This is a genomic window from Thalassospira permensis NBRC 106175 (assembly GCF_000714555.1).
In the GTDB taxonomy this organism is placed as follows: domain Bacteria; phylum Pseudomonadota; class Alphaproteobacteria; order Rhodospirillales; family Thalassospiraceae; genus Thalassospira; species Thalassospira xiamenensis.
Genome location: NZ_AUNC01000021.1, coordinates 1 through 17516, shown reverse-complemented (window position 1 = coordinate 17516; position 17516 = coordinate 1). Strand labels below are relative to the sequence as shown.

Below are 17516 nucleotides of genomic sequence, written 5' to 3'. Positions count from 1 at the left end.
GGTGCGAACTGGCGGGGTTTGTCGCATTTTATGGATGTTTTTTTTTCAGGAAGCCGCCGCCGCACGGACGAAACGGCCACGCTGATAATCGTCGAAGGCCTGCATCAGTTCCTGTTTGCTGCTCATGACGAACGGGCCATAGCGAACAACCGGTTCGTGCAGCGGACGGGCCGCAATCAGAAGCATTCGCCCGCCTTCGGGGCCGCCTTTAAGGGTGATGCTGTCACCGTCTTCAAGCACGGCCAGATGATGCGTGGTGATGGCTTTATCGGCAACAATCGCATCCCCGATAAAGACATAAACCATGGCCGCGTGGCCTTCAGGCACCGGCAGAGTCACCTCGCGACCAGCCGCCAGTTTGGCATCAATAAAGACCGGTTTGGTGGCAATCCCGTTAACCGGGCCGGTTTTGTCCATGAATTCACCGGCGACAAGGCGCAGATCAACACCGTCTTCGGGGCTGAATTCGGCAACGTCGCGGCCTTCAATATTCTGGTAACGCGGGGTAACCATCTTGTCCTTGGCCGGCAGATTGATCCAAAGCTGGAACCCTTGCAAAAGACCATTTTCCTGTTCCGGGCTTTCGGAATGCAAAATCCCGCTGCCGGCGGTCATCCACTGCACACCACCCGAACGCAGAACACCTTCATTACCCATGCTGTCCTTATGACGCATGGCACCTTCGACCATATAGGTCACGGTTTCAAAACCACGATGCGGGTGTTCGGGGAAACCGGCAATATATTCGTCAGCATTGTCGGTTGAAATGGAATCGAGCATCAGAAACGGATCAAGCATATCAAGCTGCGGCGATCCAACCGACCGTTTAAGCGATACGCCTGCCCCGTCGGATGTGTCCATCGCGCGAAGTACGCGCGCAACACCGCGCGGTTTTTTGCCCTGTTCAGACATCAGGTCCTCCTGTCAGCAGCCGGGAATTTATCGGGCTGCGATCTGTGAAACTTCATATCCCCCAATCTGGCAGAAAACTGTCGCGAAACAATGGCCAATCAAGCATCGAATTGTTTCCCATAACACCCCAATCAATCAAAAAGGCACGAACATCATAGCAAATGTTCGTGCCTCTCAATGTATCGGGGCCGCGCAGATAACCCGCACGACCCTGATATCGAACGCAATCAATGATTACCCAGCCAGCTTTGCCGCCAGTTCGGCAACGTGTTTGCCCTGGAATTTTGCAATATCAAGCTCATTGGTCGAAGGCGTGCGCGAACCATCCGCCCCGGCAAGCGTTCCCGCACCATAGGGCGAACCACCTGTAATTTCGTCCATATTGGTCAGCCCCGAACAGCTATAGGGCACACCGACAATCACCATACCATGATGAAGCAACGTCGTATGGGTCGTGACAATCGTGGTTTCCTGACCGCCATGCTGGGTCCCGGTCGAGGTAAAGACCGAACCGATTTTGCCGATCAGTTTGCCTTTGGCCCACAAACCACCGGTCTGATCAAGGAAGGTGCGCATCTGGCCGGGCATATTACCAAACCGGGTCGGAACGCCAAAGATGATCGCATCATATTCCGGAAGATCGTCAACTTTCGCCACCGGAGCCACTTGGTCAAGCTTGGCACCAGCACCTTTGGCGACATCTTCGGGCATGGTTTCAGGAACGCGCATGACGTCAACATGCGTACCGGCAACACCACGTGCGCCTTCGGCCACGGCATTTGCCATGGTTTCGATATGTCCGTACATCGAATAATAAAGAACCAGAACCTTGGCCAATTTTGCCTCCTTGAGTTGAAAATCCGTCGCCATCAGCATGCGACAACTGCCGCCTGACGGAAACAGTCAGATTGGAAACAGTCTATTTCGCTTAACCTACCCGGATCAGAACGCGCGCATCCCGGAACTGTTCCAGACCGCGACACGCCAACTTAATCAGTCCTGCTGCGGTCGCACCGCCAGATATTCGACAACCTGATCGGGGAAGTCGGTAAAGATGCCATCAATCCCGGCATCGTCAAAGATCGCCTTAAGCGCGATATCCATATCGCCCGCCCATTTCGGCAACTGGTCAGCCCGCAGGGTATAGGGATGGACTTTCAACTGCGCGCGCTGGGCTGCGATCAGGGTTGGTGTCATGATCGCCGTGCCATCAGCACTAAGCCCTTCGATGACCTGTGGCAACCAAGGGCCAATACCATCCACCACAGTTGCCATTTCGGCCACACCATCATCGGTTTTCAGATAATCGTAGTCCGTGCCTTCGGGCGCACCCCATTTGTTTTCACCCAGCAACTGAACCAGCTTGCCCTGATATTTCAGATCATTCCGGATACGCTTGGTTTCGGCCCAGTCGAAGCTCTGAACAAAGGAATTGGATTCCGTCGTGCCATAACCCCAATGTTCCATGATCTTGATGACCGCGGCCGTTACATCCTGCCCTTCGGACTTGTGCCATGCCGGGTCCTTGATTTCCGGATAGATGCCGACATCGCGCCCGGTTGATTTGTTAAGTCCCCGGATCATGGCGATTTCTTCTTCAAAGGTCGGGATTTTGAAGATGGCGTATTCGCCGGGGAAGCGATCCGGATATACCTGCTCGCCGGTCTCGGCTTTGAACCGTTCGGTAACGTTCAGACTTTTGAGTTCTTCAAGCGTGAAGTCGATGGCGTAGTACCGGCCATCTTCACGTTTGCGGTCGGGGAATTTCTTGGCAACGTCGGTCGTGGTATCGATATGGATGTCATGCAGGACAACCGGCACACCATCCTTGGACATCACCACGTCCTGCTCGATGAAATCCGACCCCATGCCATAGGCAAGTGCCTTTGCCGGAAGGGTATGTTCAGGCAGATAGCCCGATGCTCCGCGATGGGCGATCACAACCCTTTCAAGGGTACTGTCCTGTGCCATTGCCGGTGTGATCGACAGTGGCAGAATGGCAAGTGCCGTTCCCAGAATGGCTGAACGCGCAGATTTCATCAGCATCCCATAACTCCTTATTTCCGCATGGATTTTGCCTAGCATAGTGACGAAACGATGCGGCAGGAACAAGGCAGAAGGCGATAGCACAAAGTTTCTTGAAACTGTTACGCCTGATCGCCTTCCATGGATTGCTTTGCAACGAGTTGATCACCCCAGAAGTTCATCCGCGATTTCGGCCAGAAAATCGGGCAGCACATGATAGGCGTATGGTGCATAAAGTCGTTCATGACGTTGGTGATATTCCCGGCCCCACGGACCGATATTAACCACCGGATAGGTCAGGGCATTGCCAACCGGACGATCGACCAGTTCGGCAATCGGGGTGCTGGCGGCGATGATATCGATATCGGCGACATCGGTCACATGGCCGAAAAAGCTCATATCCGAGATGCCCATGAAATAACCGCGATCACAGATCCGCGTTTCGTGACGGGCCTCTATCGTGGCGCGGGCACGGCTGATCGCATCCAGGAACTGCCGGTCCATATCCTTTGCGCGATCAACATGAACAGCCGGATAATGCAAACCGGCCATACCGGTCACTACGGCCGGGCCGCGCAGATGTGCCTCGGCCAGCATAGCACGGACCAGAATACGGGTACGATTCAGCGGATTGTTATCCTTTGCGGTTTCAAGGGCCACCGCCTCAATCCGATCAAGCGCATAGCTGCCGCCGGATGCAAACGCCATATCACGCAGTTGTGCAACCGTTACCATGCGCAAGGGTGGCAAAGGTGCCGGGGCAGCCTGCCCGTTGGATTTAGCATAGCGGGCTGCGTTGCTGGCAAATCGTTCAAGTGCGCGTTTTCCGGCATCCTTTACGATGTCGGTGAAATCGCCCATCAGCTCGGCACAGCTTTTCCCCATAACCAGCCAGTTAAACGCCATCCAGACATGTTCAGGCGTGGTGACTTCGTAGATATCGCGCACATCGCGGGCCTCAAGACAGACCGGGGGCGGGGCGGTTTCATGCATGCCGCGATCACACAGGTTACTATTAGCCTCGATCGCCTGCATGATTTCCGATGCGATGGCATGGGCGGAAATGCCGTCAAACGGATAACCGACATGGGTTGGCAAACCGGCAACAAGGGCAAAGGGCAAAAGCTTTCCGACCGAGCCATGGAAAATTGCGCGCCCGGCCTCGCCATTTCCAGGGTCACTGCTGGCGTCCAGATTGATCCCGCCGACAATGTCGAGGTTCCATCGCCCGATCAGGTCAGGCAACGCATTGCGCAGGCTGCGCATACCGCATGAATTGCGTTCTTCATCAGGCGTCAGGAACAGGACGACATTGCCCTTCCGATCCGGCTGCTGGCTGAAATGTTCAAGAAATGCAATGCCCGCCGCATCGCCGCTTTTCATATCAAGCAATCCGCGCCCCGGGATGAAATCACCGGTCTGAAAATCGCGAAGGGCAAGTGCCTCGGCATCGCTAAGATTTTCCCGGCCCGAAAGATCGGCAATCAGGGCCTCGCGCAGCGCATCGGGCTCAAAAGCCAGATGTTTCAGATCATGATAATTTTCAATCGAAACCACATCAAAATGCCCGGCCATCGCCAGTGTTTTGCGACCACGCCCGCGCACCAGTGAGACAACGCTTTTTGCCATCCGGCTGCCACCCGCCACCGGATGGCTGTCGATCACGGCGATATTGTCGGGGTTATCCTGAAAATAAGGAATTTCATGCAAAATATCGATGATCAGCCCTGTGATATCGGCTTCCCCGGCACTGCCGGTAACACTGCCAAAACGGGTCAGACGGTCGGCGATTTCAGCAGTACGGGCATAAGGTGCCCATCGTTTTCCCGGCATGGTCATGTGCTTGCTCCCTGATGACGTAACAGCAGGATATGCTTTGCCGAAATCAGTTAAAATGCCAGTTTGATACAATTTTCGATTGGAAATTGATTATTCCATCAGGATAATTAAGGAAATCATCAAAGCGGAATGAAATTATGGATGACCTTGACCGCCGCCTTCTTGCCGAATTGCGCGTCAATGGGCGTGCTTCTGTCCCGAAACTGGCGCAGCTTTTGGGGGTTGCAGCCGGAACGGTTAAAACCCGCATGGACCGCCTGATCGATCAGGGGGTGATTGCCGGGTTCACAGTACGTCTGCGTGATGACGCAGCCGATGGAACCGTCCGGGGCGTGATGATGATCGAACTATCGGGCAAGAATGTGAAAACACTGGTGGCGAGCCTGCGTAAAAACCTTGGCTTTGCCGCCCTTCACACCACCAATGGCGAATGGGACCTGATCGCGGAAATTCAGGTGCCCGCCCTTTCGGATTTTCATCAGGTTGTCACGACCGTGCGCGCCATGGAAGGCATTGCCAAAACCCAAAGCTATCTGTTTCTGGGGCCTGCCTGATATATCGGACAAGCAAAAGCCGACAGGCATTTAACGGTTTAGCGCTCCGGTCATCCGATCAAGCCCCTCAAGGGTCAGCGGATACATCCGGCCTTCCATCAGCTTGTGCATGATCTGGATCGAGCCGTGATATTGCCACCAGTTTTCTGCCTGCGGATTGATCCAGGCGGCATGTTGGAAATGATCCAGCAAACGTTGCATCCAGACCGCCCCGGCTTCCTCGTTCCAATGTTCGACCGAACCACCGGGATAGGTGATTTCATAGGGGCTCATGGTGGCATCGCCGACAATCACCAGCTTGTAATCCGCACCATACGTCCGGATTACATCCCATGTTGAAACCTGATCGGTGCGGCGGCGCGCATTGTCCTTCCAAAGCCCCTCATAGGGGCAGTTGTGGAAGTAATAATATTCAAGATGCTTGAATTCGGTTTTGACCGCGGAAAACAGTTCCTCGCAGACCTTGATATGGTCATCCATCGACCCGCCAATATCAAACAGCATCAGGACCTTGACCGCATTATGCCGTTCGGGCCGCATTTGAACATCAAGCCACCCCTGACGGGCAGTGGATGAAATGGTACCGGGCAGATCAAGCTCATCTGCCGCCCCGGTCCGGGCCCATTTGCGCAAACGCCGCAGGGCCACCTTGATATTGCGCGTGCCGATTTCAACACTGTCATCAAGGTTTTTAAACTCGCGTTTGTCCCAAACCTTGACCGCGCGCCGATGGCGGGATTTATCCTGCCCGATCCGCACCCCTTCGGGGTTATAGCCATAGGCGCCAAAGGGCGATGTCCCGGCGGTGCCGATCCATTTATTGCCACCCTGATGACGGCCTTTCTGTTCCTCAAGCCGCTGTTTAAGGGTTTCCATCAGCTTTTCCCAACCGCCAAGAGCCTCGATCTCGGCCTTTTCCGTGTCGGTCAGGAATTTTTCGGCAAGCTTGCGCAGCCATTCTTCGGGAATGTCAGCCTTGGCAACTTCGTCCATGCCGTCAGCCAGATCAACCACACCCTTGAAATGGGCGCCAAAGACCTGATCGAACCGATCAAGATGGCGTTCGTCTTTCACCAGTGCTGCGCGCGCCAGGTAATAGAAATCCTCGACCGCATAGTTCGCAAGGCCCTTTTCGACGGCCTCAAGCAGCGTCAGATATTCGCGCAAACTGACCGGAACGCGGGCTTCTTTCAGCTTGTAGAAAAAGCCGGTGAACATGATCGTCTAACGCCCTTCACGCCGCGCCATGAAGGCAAGACGTTCAAACAGATGGACGTCCTGCTCGTTTTTCAAAAGCGCCCCATGAAGTGGCGGCACGGCTGTTTTGGCGTCCCTGGCCCGCAATGCTTCGGGCGACAAATCCTCGGCCATCAGAAGTTTTAGCCAATCAAGCAGTTCCGAGGTAGACGGCTTTTTCTTAAGCCCACCAACATCGCGCATGTCGTAGAACAGGTTCAATGCCTCGGACACCAGACGTTTCTGGATATCGGGGAAATGGACAGCAACGATTTCGGCCATGGTTTCGGCATCCGGAAAACGGATATAATGGAAGAAACACCGGCGCAGGAACGCGTCGGGCAGTTCCTTTTCATTGTTCGATGTAATGATCACGATCGGGCGGTTTGTGGCCCGGATGGTTTCCTGTGTCTCGTAGACAAAGAATTCCATCCGGTCGAGTTCCTGAAGCAAGTCATTGGGGAACTCGATATCGGCCTTGTCGATTTCGTCAATCAGCAGAACCGGCGCGCTTTCATCCTCGAACGCTTCCCAAAGCTTGCCTTTGACGATGTAATTGGCAATGTCGTGCACGCGCGCGTCACCAAGCTGGCTATCGCGCAGGCGCGAAACCGCATCATACTCATACAATCCCTGCTGGGCGCGTGTGGTTGATTTGATCGACCAGATAATCAGCCTCTTGCCAAGCGATTTTGCAATTTCCTCGGCCAGAACGGTTTTGCCGGTTCCCGGCTCGCCCTTGACCAGAAGCGGCCGTTGCAAAGTGATCGCGGCATTGACCGCCACCATCAGATCCTCGGTCGCGACGTAATTTTTCGTGCCCTGAAACTTCATTTTTGCCCTGCAACATAAGTTGACGTTTACGTTAACCTAGGGCGTTGCGAGCCGGGCGGCAAGGGACGAGTTTAACAACCCGCCAACTTCAACGTTCTTGTAGAGTTCAAGCCGATAGCCTAAGGTTAGTGAAAATCATACAAATTCCAGACTATTTTAAAGTCTTGGTGCCGGGGGAGTTACAAAGCTGCGCGATTGCGATTGTGCAATGCGTCTGGGGGAAGCTTGTGTGACGTATCTTCAGAATTATCAGGTTCTATCATCGCGTGATCTTTATGAAACCCGCGCTCTTCTGGCCGAACTGAATTCCATTGATACACTGGACCTGATCGAACGCCCCGCATCTTTCGATGTCTCGATCCATGGCGTTGCCTTGGGCGATTTGCAAGTTTTGCATTCGTCCTTTGGGGATTGTCGCATTCAGCTTCGAACACCAGAAAGCGATAACGATGCCCTATTCATGATCATCCCGACCGAAGGGGGGGGATCGGTGCAGCATCAAGGGCAGAATTACACAATTTCGGCCAGACGCGGAATAATCCGCGACATGCGCGTTCCGCTTTTCGCCGACGAAGACCGGTTTGCCTGCTTTGGCGTCCGTTTGCCGAGAGACGTCGTCGCAAGGCATTGCCGGGTGCTTTTGGGCAATGACATGCCAAACATCGACCCGGGGTTCGAGATCAGCATTGATCTGGACACCGCGCCGGGTCGGCATGTCTGCAATACCCTGAATTACGTCGCACAAGCACTTGATGGTCCGCTTCACAATCTCGACAATGCCATTGTCCTGAACGGTCTTCAGGATCTGCTTTTGACAAATATCCTGATGATGCTTCCGAATTCCTGTTCGGAGCAACTAAATGGAAAACCGAAATCGAACGCGGTTCCGCATTATGTCAAACGGGCGCGCGATTACATTCATGCCTACGCCCATACAGCGATCACACTCGAAACGCTGGTACAACATGCGGGTTGCGGTTATCGGACATTACAAATGGCCTTTAACGCCGCTTATGGTATGTCGCCAATGGCGTATCTGAGATCGGTGCGCCTGAACAACGCCTATAACGACCTTCTTAATGACGCAGACGGAGCAGGCGTTGCCGAGATTGCCATGAAATGGGGCTTTGCCCATGCCGGTCGCTTTGCCCGGATCTATGCAAGGCAGTTCGGTGTTTTGCCTTCCGAAACTCTGCGCAAACGACAATAATCTATGACCATCACCTGTTGTCACGGGCAGGTTTCAGTTTATGCAGATCGGGGGTGGAAATGATCGCATCACCGCCTATAATCCCATCGAAACTCGATAAATTTGATGTTCCGGGCAACGGGATGAGCACAAGGTTGGGAGAATTTGCATGACCACTATGTCCTTTGCGGATATGGGTCTTGCCGCGCTTAAACGCCGCCAATATAACGCCGCGATCAATATGTTGCGGCAGGCACTTGGCGAGGATGAGGATAATCTTGAAGCACGGTTCGGACTGGCGCGTGCCCTTCATGAAAAAGGTTCGCTGACCGAAGCACTTGGCGAATATCGCACTGTGCTGCAATCTGATGAAGGCAACGAAGAATGCCTGCATCACATTGCACGCGCCCTGCTTGAAAATGGTGATGCCCGTTCGGCACTTAATCATGTCGATATCGTTTTGCGCCTTCATCCGACCGACCCGGATTTGCTGGTACTGCGCGGGCAGGCATTGCTGGACCTTGAACAGCCCGAATATGCGCTGAGTGCTTTTCAGAACGCGGCCCACCACCGGCCGGGTGATACAAAAATACATCAGTTGATCGCCGCGGCACATCGCGCCAACGACGATCCGGAAGGTGAAAAACGCGCAATCGAGCAGCTTTTACGCATTGATCCAGCGTCACTTGCGGCAAAAAATGATCTGGGCGTTATCCATCTGCGCGAAGGTCATCTGATTTCGGCGTTTGAGGCGTTCGAACTGATCCTGAGCCAAGATGCCGAAAACCCCGAAGCCACCCTTAACCGGGCGATCACCCTGGCGGTGATGGGCGGTATGGATGATCAGGCGATCTGGGATCGGGTGATGGAAATCAGTGCCGATCTCGACGGGATCGAAGAAACCCGCGCGCTTGCCGATGACCTTGCGAAACTGCCGGACAAGGACCGCAAAGACAGCGAAAAGGCGGCCAAACTGATTGCCTGCGCCGCCTATGCACCGGTTGATGTCTGAGTCTGTATTGCGAACTTATGCCGCCGGAACGTCCGCGGTTGTCTGACGGATGCGCAGCCAGCCCAGAATACCAATTACGCATAGCATCGCCGCGATAAAGCCAAGGAAGAACGGCGCATAGCTGGCGATCCCGGCCAGAACCCCGCCGATCAGGACAGCGGTGGCTTCGGCCAGAACGTGGGCGGACCGATAAACGCCAAGCGCCTGCCCCTGTTCATGCGATCCGGCAGCGTTGGAAATAAACAGGCTGGTCGTCACCTCGCACCAGGCAATACCGAATGCCGCCAGACACATCGGCACAAATATCCACACCAGCCCATCGGGGATCAGGAACGTGATCAGGCCGATCCCCAAAAACAGATGACCAAGGGTCCCGACACCGATCAGGCCGCAAATCTTCTGCGCACGATCAACCGTCAATCCGGCAAGGATCAGCGGGATCGAAATGATTGCCGAACACATGCCAAGGAAGCTGCTGGTGACGTCGTAATTCTGCACCAGATAGACCCCGAAAAAGGCAAAGAAGATATAAACCGCGATATAGCTGAAGAACGAAATCACATAACCCGGCAAAAGGTCGGGGTCCTTGATCGTGGCCCATACAGAGCGGGTGGCGGGTGGCGTCATGCCCTTTGGCGTGCCGCGACGGCGCGCATATTCAGGAATGCGCAGGATCACGAAGACCACCAGCAGGTTAAAGGCATACATACCCGCGGCAAAATAGAACGGCCACGAAACGTTAAAGGACGGATGAATGGTCGGGTCGGAGAAAAAGCCGCCCATCAGCGGACCGATGATCCAGCCAACATTGATCGCGACCGTGATCAGACCAAAATTGCGCACCTTGGTTTCCGGCCGGCTGATATCCGATGCAATCGATTGGGCAATCGCCATATTGCCCTCGCACAGGCCCGACACAAAGCGTCCAATCAAAACCAACGGCAAATTTGCACTCGCCACACCATAGGCCGTCACAAGATAGCCAAAGGCCGCCCCGGTCAGCGACGCCATAAGAACCGGGCGGCGGCCAAGCTTGTCCGATACCCGCCCCAGCCACGGTGCACCGATAAACTGCCCGATGGGATAAAGCGCCATGGCGACACCCAAAAGCATCGTGCGGTATTCGGTGGGCACCGAGGGATCAAGAAAACCCAGTTCGGGTTTCAGAAACATCGGGCTGAAAACAGGATAAGGCAGGCTGAACCCGGCAAAACCGAACAGCACGGTCAAAAAGACCGCGGACATGGTTTTGGTTTCCTGGGACATGGGGCGAATACTCCGTGGGGCGTTTTGGTAGTGGCGGTTAATTGATAACGTCGCCAGCGGCTATTTCAGATCGGCATAGCGGGCGGCAAGGTCGCGCACGATCTGGCGAGCGTCATCGACATGCCATCCCGCCCCGGCCAAAAGATCGGCCAGACTGTCGCAGAAGATGTCAATCGCATTGCTGCGCAATTCAGTGCCATAATGGCGGTCGGTTATTTCTGAAAGGGCCAGGGCATTCATGCCAAATGAAAGCCCCCAACTGCCAAGATTGAGGTTGCGGGTCTGCGCGATCACATCGCCCGATACCCCCAGTTCATTGGCAGCATCGGACAGGAAGCTTTGGAACATTTCGGTGATACGTCCGATCCCGGCGAGCTGGCTTTGATGGTGCGACGGGGTTGCGCGCTGCCAGATCGATGGGGCCAGAGCGAGATATTCGGCCTCAAACCATTGCGGGTGATCAATGGAAAAGCGGATATCAAGCAGGCTTGCGACAATGAACTTTTCCATCGCACTGCCGTCATGAGCACGGGCATAATCGAAAAACCCGGCGCGTTTTTGCCCCGCCAGAATCGCAAGCCCAAGCAGCAAGTCCTCCTTGCTGGCGAAATGGGCATAAAGTGTGCCAACCGAAATATCGCAGGCGCGGGCCAGATCAGACATCTTCAGTTCGAAAAACCCGTATTCCGCAATCAGCTCGCCCGCGCGTTCAAGGATCAGTTCCTCGCGCTGCTGACGTTTTTCAATGCGGTTTGGCCGCTGTCTCAGCGGCTGCTTTTCCGGGTCGTTCGGGGCTGCCATATCCCTGCCTTTTCAATAAATGACGTAAAATCGAATTTGGTTCATTTTTTAACGCCAAACAATCGCGAATTTTGCATGGGTGGCATTCATCCGAACACTCAACGGATGCACCCAAACGCAGAAAACAGGGAACCGGCTTTAACCTTATACGTTTAACACTGGATCGCTGTCCCGGTTTCGGCTTTGCCAACGGGCGGCATTTGTCGCCACGCAAAGCACACGGCAAGAACAGGACCGCAGTAAATGTTTCACCGATTTATCCGGATATGGGAATTTCTTGGTCACAGCTTGTGGTTTATTCCGCTGCTTTATGCGATTGGCGGTGCCGCTGTTGCCTTGCTGGCAATTCGCCTCCCGGGCGAGGACATGATTGCCAGCCTGCCGGATTTCTGGCCGCGTTTCGGAACGGTTCAAACGGTACAGGACCTGACATCAACCCTTCTTGCCACTCTTGTGACCATGACCACCTTTGCCCTGTCCGTAACCATGGTGGTTCTGACACTTGCCGCCGGATCACTGGGCCCACGCACCATTCGCAATTTCATGGGCGATCCCAAAACACAAAATGCACTGGGCAGCTTTGTCGGATCCATTCTGTTTCTGATCACGGCCCTTGTCATCATGGGGGGCCAGGGCAAGGAGGATCAGGTCCCGCAAATTGCCGCCATAACCGGGATTCTCCTTTTTGTCGTAAGCCTGTTTGTCCTGATTCTGTTTGTGCATCATCTGGGCCGATCCATTGTGGCGGATCAGGTCATCCAGAAAGTCGGCGGAAATCTGGAAGAAACGATTGCATCGTCGCTGGAAACGCTTTCACGACCAATCGACCATGCAGCAGAAGCCGGATGCACCCTGCCTGATGCGGGAACAATCAACCCTGACAGAGCCATCAAGGCCGCAAAATCTGGTTATGTACAGGGCATCGACTATGAGGGTTTGCTGGAGGTTGCGACCAAGGCAGACATTCATATCGCCCTGACAATCCATGCCGGACAGCATGTGATTGCCGAAGACATTATCGGAGAAATCAGCACAAATGCCGCCAATGCAACAGACGACATCGGCGAATACCGGAATTTCATTACCGAACAGATACTGATTGGCAATCAGCGCACCGCGATGCTTGATATCGAGTTCGCCCTGCGCCAGCTGGTCGAGGTCGCCCTGCGCGCATTGTCACCGGGCATCAATGACCCGTTTACCGCAATTGCAGTGATTTATCGTCTGGGCCGGGCCATGCCACAGGCGATGAATTTTCATTCCCCGTTGGGCCTTTGGCGGGACGAGCAAGGACAGGAACGGATATGTGCCCATCTTTCGGATTTCGGTGAGATGCTGGACGCGGCATTTAACCAGATCCGACAATCAGCAAGCACCAAGCCCTATGTGTTGTTGCCAATGGCAGAAGTTCTTGAAAGTCTGATCGGACAGGCCAAAACAGCCAAACAGCAGGACACCCTGCGCGATCATGCGCGCCTTATCGGACGGACGGCCGCGCGAAACATCGCCGAGGCGGCTGATCGCAGGGCGGTTGAACGTGCCGTCAACCGTGTCCTGCGACAGCAACAGGCCAAAGACGATTATTCAGCGGCCTGAACACGTGAATCGCGGGTCAGGTTATTTGCGATGCGCGTCACCGTGCTGCCACTGATCAGAACCAGCGAAAAGGCAATAGGCCAGGCAATGACAAATGCCCGCCCCCAGCGCAGCAGAAATTCGGGGTCGATACCAGTATTGATCAGTGTCACCAGCCCGGTCATCAGGGTCGACAGCCAGATCGACATCAGACCGGAAAATACAAAACGATAAAAACGTGCCGGAAGCATGTGAGGCTCCTTTGATTTGGTTCCCGTTTACGGTGGGCATGGAGCGGACAATGCGATAATCTCATTTTTGGGAATAGTGGATATTTTCGGGATTTGAGTTTCCACATATGGAACATGCGCAACTGGACGATTTCGCCCTTTTCATTCGCATAGCCGAACTTGGCAGCCTCCGGCAGGCATCGATTGCCCTGGAGGTTCCGATGGCGACACTTAGCCGACGCCTGCAAAAGCTGGAGGAAAAGCTGGGCTGCAAACTGCTGCTACGCGGCAGCGGACGGTTCGCCCTGACTGATGCCGGGCATACCTATTTCGACCAGTTACGCCCTCTGGTCACCGAAATGAACAGAACGCTTGAAAGTATCGACACACGCCATAACGAGCCTGCCGGGATTTTGAAGATCGCCTTGCCTGTCAATCTCGCCCGAAGCTGGCTCGCCCCGTTTTTCAGCACTTTTCTTCGTAAACATCCCCATATCGATCTGCGGCTGACCCTGTCCAATCGTGTATTGCCGCTTGGCGAATTCAATTTTGATGTCGCCATCCGCGTCGGCAAGCAAACCCAGCAATCTCTCGTCCTGCGCAAGCTGTGTGACACCTATCTGGTTGCCTGTGCCGCCCCGGAATATCTGGCGAAATTCGGCACACCGACATCGCCCGAAGAACTGCGTTATCATGCGATGATTGTCGCAAGTCCGCTTCGAACCTGGCGGTTGACCCACCGCAAAACAGGACGCAACGAGGTATTTAGCGTTGATGGCCGGTTTGACGTCGACGAGATCGAACTGGCATCACTTATGATAGAAGAAGGCCACGGCATCGGCCTTGTACCACACAGCATTATCAGCAATAGGCTGCGGGCTGGACGACTTGTAGCGCTTCTGCCCGACTGGGAAACCGAACAGCGCGATATCTTTGCTGTTTGGCCCGAAACCGATTTCATGCCCAAACGCCAACGTGTTTTCATAGATGAACTGGTGGCCTTTGCCACGCAAAACCCGGCAGACCGATAACCGGAAACCATCAACGCATGACCGGCGGTGGCATGCGTCGTTCAACCGACTTCGATTTCACGATGGATGTGTTGGTTTCCGCTTTGTCGACAATGCGGTCCAGCAATGTATCAAGTTCCCCCATCGAGCGAACATACAGACGCGCGATATAACAATCATCGCCCGTGACCTTGTCGCATTCCCCGAATTCTGGAATTTCTTCGATCATCTGCTGAACGATATGCAATTTGCCCGGCAGCGGACGAATGCGTACGATCGCCTGCAGCGGATAGCCAAGTGCTTCGGGATTTACATCAATAGTAAAGCCCCGAATAACGCCGCGTTCCTCCAGACGCCGGACCCGTTCCGCCACGCCGGGGGATGATAGCCCGACACGGGCTGCCAGTTCCTTTTGCGAGATACGCGAATCACCAATCAGGATTTTCAGTATCTTCTGGTCGATTTCATCGATCACTTTACTTTTCCTATAAATATTCGAAATCAACTTCATATAATTAAGTAAAGAGCCGACATTTTCAATCTCAGACCATGGAACAAAGCCGAAAAAAGGCGCAAATTTCATCCATAAAATCAGTTTAACGGAGCATTCCGATGGATGAAAAACTGCGCGGCACGGTCGAAATGACCGCGGCCATGACGATTCTGGGCACAATTGGTTGGTTCGTTGTGATGTCGGGGCAATCCGCTCTTGATGTTGTTTTCTGGCGGTGCGTATTTGGGGCTGGGGCCCTGCTTGTCGTTTGCGCTGGCATGGGGTTTTTACGCGGACTTTTGAACCTGCGGATATTGGGTTGGGCCGCGCTTGGTGGTGTTGCCATCGTGACAAACTGGTTCCTGTTATTCCAGTCCTATTCGATGGCATCGATTTCCATTGCAACAGCCGTTTACAATACCCAGCCCTTCATGCTGGTGATGTTCGGTGCATTGCTGTTTGGTGAAAAACTGACAGCCAATAAATTTGCATGGCTTGCGATTGCATTTGGCGGATTGCTGTTGATCATATCGGGCAAGCCCGATGGCGGCTTTACCGGCACCAATTATGCAGGCGGTATCGCGATGGCATTGGTCGCGGCCTTTTTCTGGGCAGTGGCTGCCATCATTACAAAAAAGCTGAAAGGTACCCCGCCGCATCTGATCGCGCTCATTCAGGTTTGTGTCGGCATTCTGCTGCTCGCCCCCTTTGCCAATCTTGATAACCTGCCCGATACGCCATCAAGCTGGGGCGCGCTTGTCACGGTTGGCGTGGCTCATACCGGGATCATGTATGTGCTGATGTATGGCGCGGTTCAGAAACTACCCACCCATTTGCAAGGGTCACTGTCCTTCATCTATCCAGTCGTCGCCATTCTTGTCGATCTGATTGCGTTTGGCTATCGCCCGGATACCGCCCAGGTCATCGGAGCAGTGGCGATTGTGATTGCCGCAACCGGCATGAATCTTGGCTGGCTACTGATCAAACCCAAACCGGCCCATCATCCGACACAGTAAATAAGACTCACGGCATAAAACATACAAAGGGGGTAGAAAGATTCTCCCTTCTCACCACACATGTTTAGGCGCGCCAAGATTAAAAACAGCAACCACTAACTAACCTCCACCAAACGCACTACTTTGAGAAAATTTACGATTGACGATATACAACCAAAAATTAACATTAGGAATTCATAGTAGAGCGAACAGAAAGTTTGGGGGCATTGTTATGGACGCATTTCTCTTTCACGTACGGCGTTTCGCAGGATGGATTTTGGGGGTCGTTGGCGGAGTACTGTCATTTCTTTCATCATGGGATTTAGTTGAAGACGCCAAATTCGATCAAACAACTCTTTCAATAATGGCAAATACATTTATTTACATTACTGTAATATTACTTTTAATTTTCGTTATTACTCTATACTACAATAGCTCAAGAAAAGAAAAATACGCAAATATAACAACCTCTATACATAACATAAATCATCACATAAGAGATTTAAACAACTACTTAATCGAGAATAGACCATCCGACGACGCATCGATACAGGAATACAATTCTTATTTAAGCCAATCAAAAACATATATATCTCACATTCTTGATTTTAGCGCCGATATATTTCGTTCACTTACTTCAACTAACTGCCGAACAAGCATAAAACTAACCTACGAGAACAATGGAGAGTTATACTTCTATACTTATGCAAGAGATAGCGCATCAGCAGGTCGCTATAGAGATCGTGACCGAAAAAGAGTGCGAGATAACCACGATCCTCTAAATAAAAACAAGCGGTTTGCTCAGTTGTTCAGTTCAGATGAATCTCACTGGCATTATTTTAGCAACAACCTTTCGAAGGACTCTGAATTTCAAACGACAAGTATGACAGCTTACAAACCAGAGTTAACAACTGGCCTTAATTCTCACAGGAAAAGATTTTCTATGTTCAATTGGCCATTGCCATATCGTAGCACAATTTCATGCGTGATACGTCAAGGGTCGTGCAATTTGATGGAAGAAAGAGATTCTGAGGTACTTGGTTTTTTAACCGTAGACAGCGAATCAAGGGGTGTGTTCATCGAAAAATGGGACACTCAGATTGTATTTGCAGTTGCCGATGCCATATTTACACCACTCAAACAGGTTATTAAGATTCAGGCCATAGTTAACTCTATGCAAAATCAGGATAAAAAAAATGGAATTCCAAGCCCAACATAACTTCTGGTAGAATATAAATAACAATAAAAATAAGTTCCTTCAGCATAACAACCGAGGAAGCCATGATGACAAAAACGTCTAAAACTCCGAGGCAAAGCCCGGCAAGATGCCGGAAGTCGGAAGGCGAGTTGGTTTTAATCACTCACACGGAAGACGGAAATGTTTATCAAGTGGAACTTCAAGGCCTTGAGCATCGTGATGAAAGAACCTTGGTATTAACAACACCTAGACCGATGGCTTTGGCTGACGCAGGGTAGGAACACACGATAATTGCGAAACGAAATTGTGCAAGAAAATCCAATTAAAAGGGCCCCGATCGGGGCCCT

17 protein-coding genes are annotated in these 17516 nt (G+C 52.9%); 7 read left to right on the top strand and 10 right to left on the bottom strand.

Features of this window, described 5'->3' with window-relative positions:
- Nucleotides 1-45: 45 nt before the first annotated feature.
- The 4 genes from SMB34_RS11450 to SMB34_RS11435 form a co-directional block, all read right to left on the bottom strand.
- A complete protein-coding gene (locus SMB34_RS11450) occupies nucleotides 46-912 on the bottom strand; it encodes a pirin family protein (protein ID WP_037990255.1) in 867 nt (288 codons plus the stop codon).
- A 234-nt stretch (nucleotides 913-1146) separates the two neighbouring features.
- Nucleotides 1147-1749, bottom strand: coding sequence for an NAD(P)H:quinone oxidoreductase (wrbA, locus tag SMB34_RS11445; protein ID WP_007090544.1), 603 nt, complete (start codon nucleotides 1747-1749; stop codon nucleotides 1147-1149).
- Nucleotides 1750-1905: 156 nt separating this feature from the next.
- On the bottom strand, nucleotides 1906-2958 hold the full coding sequence (gene glpQ, locus SMB34_RS11440) for a glycerophosphodiester phosphodiesterase (protein WP_037990254.1): 1053 nt from the start codon (nucleotides 2956-2958) through the stop codon (nucleotides 1906-1908).
- Between the two features lie 144 nt (nucleotides 2959-3102).
- Nucleotides 3103-4776 carry a M20/M25/M40 family metallo-hydrolase gene (locus tag SMB34_RS11435; protein ID WP_037990252.1) on the bottom strand — a complete coding sequence of 558 codons (1674 nt, stop codon included), beginning with the start codon at nucleotides 4774-4776 and terminating at the stop codon, nucleotides 3103-3105.
- A gap of 137 nt (nucleotides 4777-4913) precedes the next feature.
- Between SMB34_RS11435 and SMB34_RS11430 the strand changes: the two genes are divergently transcribed.
- The gene (locus SMB34_RS11430) at nucleotides 4914-5330 is read left to right on the top strand and encodes an Lrp/AsnC family transcriptional regulator (RefSeq protein ID WP_007090547.1); all 417 of its coding nucleotides are present in this window, start codon (nucleotides 4914-4916) and stop codon (nucleotides 5328-5330) included.
- A gap of 30 nt (nucleotides 5331-5360) precedes the next feature.
- Here the strand turns inward: SMB34_RS11430 and SMB34_RS11425 are convergent, their stop codons facing one another.
- Both SMB34_RS11425 and SMB34_RS11420 read right to left on the bottom strand, forming a co-directional pair.
- Entirely contained in the window at nucleotides 5361-6548 is a 1188-nt protein-coding gene (locus tag SMB34_RS11425; protein WP_037990250.1) for a vWA domain-containing protein, read from the bottom strand.
- A 6-nt stretch (nucleotides 6549-6554) separates the two neighbouring features.
- Entirely contained in the window at nucleotides 6555-7400 is an 846-nt protein-coding gene (locus SMB34_RS11420) for an AAA family ATPase (protein ID WP_037990249.1), read from the bottom strand.
- Between the two features lie 229 nt (nucleotides 7401-7629).
- On the opposite strand from SMB34_RS11420, the gene SMB34_RS20685 reads away from it, so the two are divergent.
- Complete coding sequence (locus SMB34_RS20685) at nucleotides 7630-8610, top strand: AraC family transcriptional regulator (RefSeq protein ID WP_167332763.1); 981 nt, start codon at nucleotides 7630-7632, stop codon at nucleotides 8608-8610.
- A gap of 148 nt (nucleotides 8611-8758) precedes the next feature.
- Nucleotides 8759-9601, top strand: a complete 843-nt coding sequence (locus tag SMB34_RS11410; RefSeq protein WP_037990247.1) for a tetratricopeptide repeat protein — start codon at nucleotides 8759-8761, stop codon at nucleotides 9599-9601.
- Nucleotides 9602-9616: 15 nt separating this feature from the next.
- Here SMB34_RS11410 and SMB34_RS11405 read toward each other — a convergent pair whose 3' ends face one another.
- On the bottom strand, nucleotides 9617-10867 hold the full coding sequence (locus tag SMB34_RS11405) for an MFS transporter (protein ID WP_037990246.1): 1251 nt from the start codon (nucleotides 10865-10867) through the stop codon (nucleotides 9617-9619).
- A gap of 60 nt (nucleotides 10868-10927) precedes the next feature.
- Entirely contained in the window at nucleotides 10928-11668 is a 741-nt protein-coding gene (locus SMB34_RS20680) for a TetR/AcrR family transcriptional regulator (RefSeq protein WP_051682259.1), read from the bottom strand.
- 243 nt (nucleotides 11669-11911) lie between these two features.
- On the opposite strand from SMB34_RS20680, the gene SMB34_RS11395 reads away from it, so the two are divergent.
- Nucleotides 11912-13264, top strand: coding sequence for a DUF2254 domain-containing protein (locus SMB34_RS11395; RefSeq protein WP_037990244.1), 1353 nt, complete (start codon nucleotides 11912-11914; stop codon nucleotides 13262-13264).
- Here the strand turns inward: SMB34_RS11395 and SMB34_RS11390 are convergent.
- A complete protein-coding gene (locus SMB34_RS11390; protein ID WP_037990243.1) occupies nucleotides 13249-13494 on the bottom strand; it encodes a DUF2798 domain-containing protein in 246 nt (81 codons plus the stop codon). The genes SMB34_RS11395 and SMB34_RS11390 overlap by 16 nt on opposite strands.
- Before the next feature lie 107 nt (nucleotides 13495-13601).
- Here SMB34_RS11390 and SMB34_RS11385 point away from each other — a divergent pair, with 107 nt between their 5' ends.
- Nucleotides 13602-14504, top strand: a complete 903-nt coding sequence (locus SMB34_RS11385) for a LysR family transcriptional regulator (RefSeq protein ID WP_037990241.1) — start codon at nucleotides 13602-13604, stop codon at nucleotides 14502-14504.
- A gap of 10 nt (nucleotides 14505-14514) precedes the next feature.
- Here the strand turns inward: SMB34_RS11385 and SMB34_RS11380 are convergent, their stop codons facing one another.
- Complete coding sequence (locus tag SMB34_RS11380; protein WP_037990281.1) at nucleotides 14515-14958, bottom strand: Lrp/AsnC family transcriptional regulator; 444 nt, start codon at nucleotides 14956-14958, stop codon at nucleotides 14515-14517.
- A gap of 137 nt (nucleotides 14959-15095) precedes the next feature.
- Between SMB34_RS11380 and SMB34_RS11375 the strand changes: the two genes are divergently transcribed.
- On the top strand, nucleotides 15096-15992 hold the full coding sequence (locus SMB34_RS11375) for a DMT family transporter (protein WP_037990240.1): 897 nt from the start codon (nucleotides 15096-15098) through the stop codon (nucleotides 15990-15992).
- Nucleotides 15993-16203: 211 nt separating this feature from the next.
- Nucleotides 16204-17190, top strand: coding sequence for a hypothetical protein (locus SMB34_RS21060; protein ID WP_156962675.1), 987 nt, complete (start codon nucleotides 16204-16206; stop codon nucleotides 17188-17190).
- The last annotated feature ends 326 nt before the right edge of the window (nucleotides 17191-17516 follow it).

Coding starts and splice junctions, on each gene's coding strand:
- SMB34_RS11385 (WP_037990241.1), top strand. CDS start 13,602: ATGGAACATGCGCAACTGGACGATTTCGCCCTTTTCATTCGCATAGCC.
- SMB34_RS11395 (WP_037990244.1), top strand. CDS start 11,912: ATGTTTCACCGATTTATCCGGATATGGGAATTTCTTGGTCACAGCTTG.
- SMB34_RS21060 (WP_156962675.1), top strand. CDS start 16,204: ATGGACGCATTTCTCTTTCACGTACGGCGTTTCGCAGGATGGATTTTG.
- SMB34_RS11450 (WP_037990255.1), bottom strand. CDS start 912: ATGTCTGAACAGGGCAAAAAACCGCGCGGTGTTGCGCGCGTACTTCGC.
- SMB34_RS11405 (WP_037990246.1), bottom strand. CDS start 10,867: ATGTCCCAGGAAACCAAAACCATGTCCGCGGTCTTTTTGACCGTGCTG.
- SMB34_RS11435 (WP_037990252.1), bottom strand. CDS start 4,776: ATGACCATGCCGGGAAAACGATGGGCACCTTATGCCCGTACTGCTGAA.
- SMB34_RS11410 (WP_037990247.1), top strand. CDS start 8,759: ATGACCACTATGTCCTTTGCGGATATGGGTCTTGCCGCGCTTAAACGC.
- SMB34_RS11420 (WP_037990249.1), bottom strand. CDS start 7,400: ATGAAGTTTCAGGGCACGAAAAATTACGTCGCGACCGAGGATCTGATG.
- SMB34_RS11375 (WP_037990240.1), top strand. CDS start 15,096: ATGGATGAAAAACTGCGCGGCACGGTCGAAATGACCGCGGCCATGACG.
- glpQ (WP_037990254.1), bottom strand. CDS start 2,958: ATGCTGATGAAATCTGCGCGTTCAGCCATTCTGGGAACGGCACTTGCC.
- SMB34_RS20680 (WP_051682259.1), bottom strand. CDS start 11,668: ATGGCAGCCCCGAACGACCCGGAAAAGCAGCCGCTGAGACAGCGGCCA.
- SMB34_RS11425 (WP_037990250.1), bottom strand. CDS start 6,548: ATGTTCACCGGCTTTTTCTACAAGCTGAAAGAAGCCCGCGTTCCGGTC.
- SMB34_RS11430 (WP_007090547.1), top strand. CDS start 4,914: ATGGATGACCTTGACCGCCGCCTTCTTGCCGAATTGCGCGTCAATGGG.
- SMB34_RS11390 (WP_037990243.1), bottom strand. CDS start 13,494: ATGCTTCCGGCACGTTTTTATCGTTTTGTATTTTCCGGTCTGATGTCG.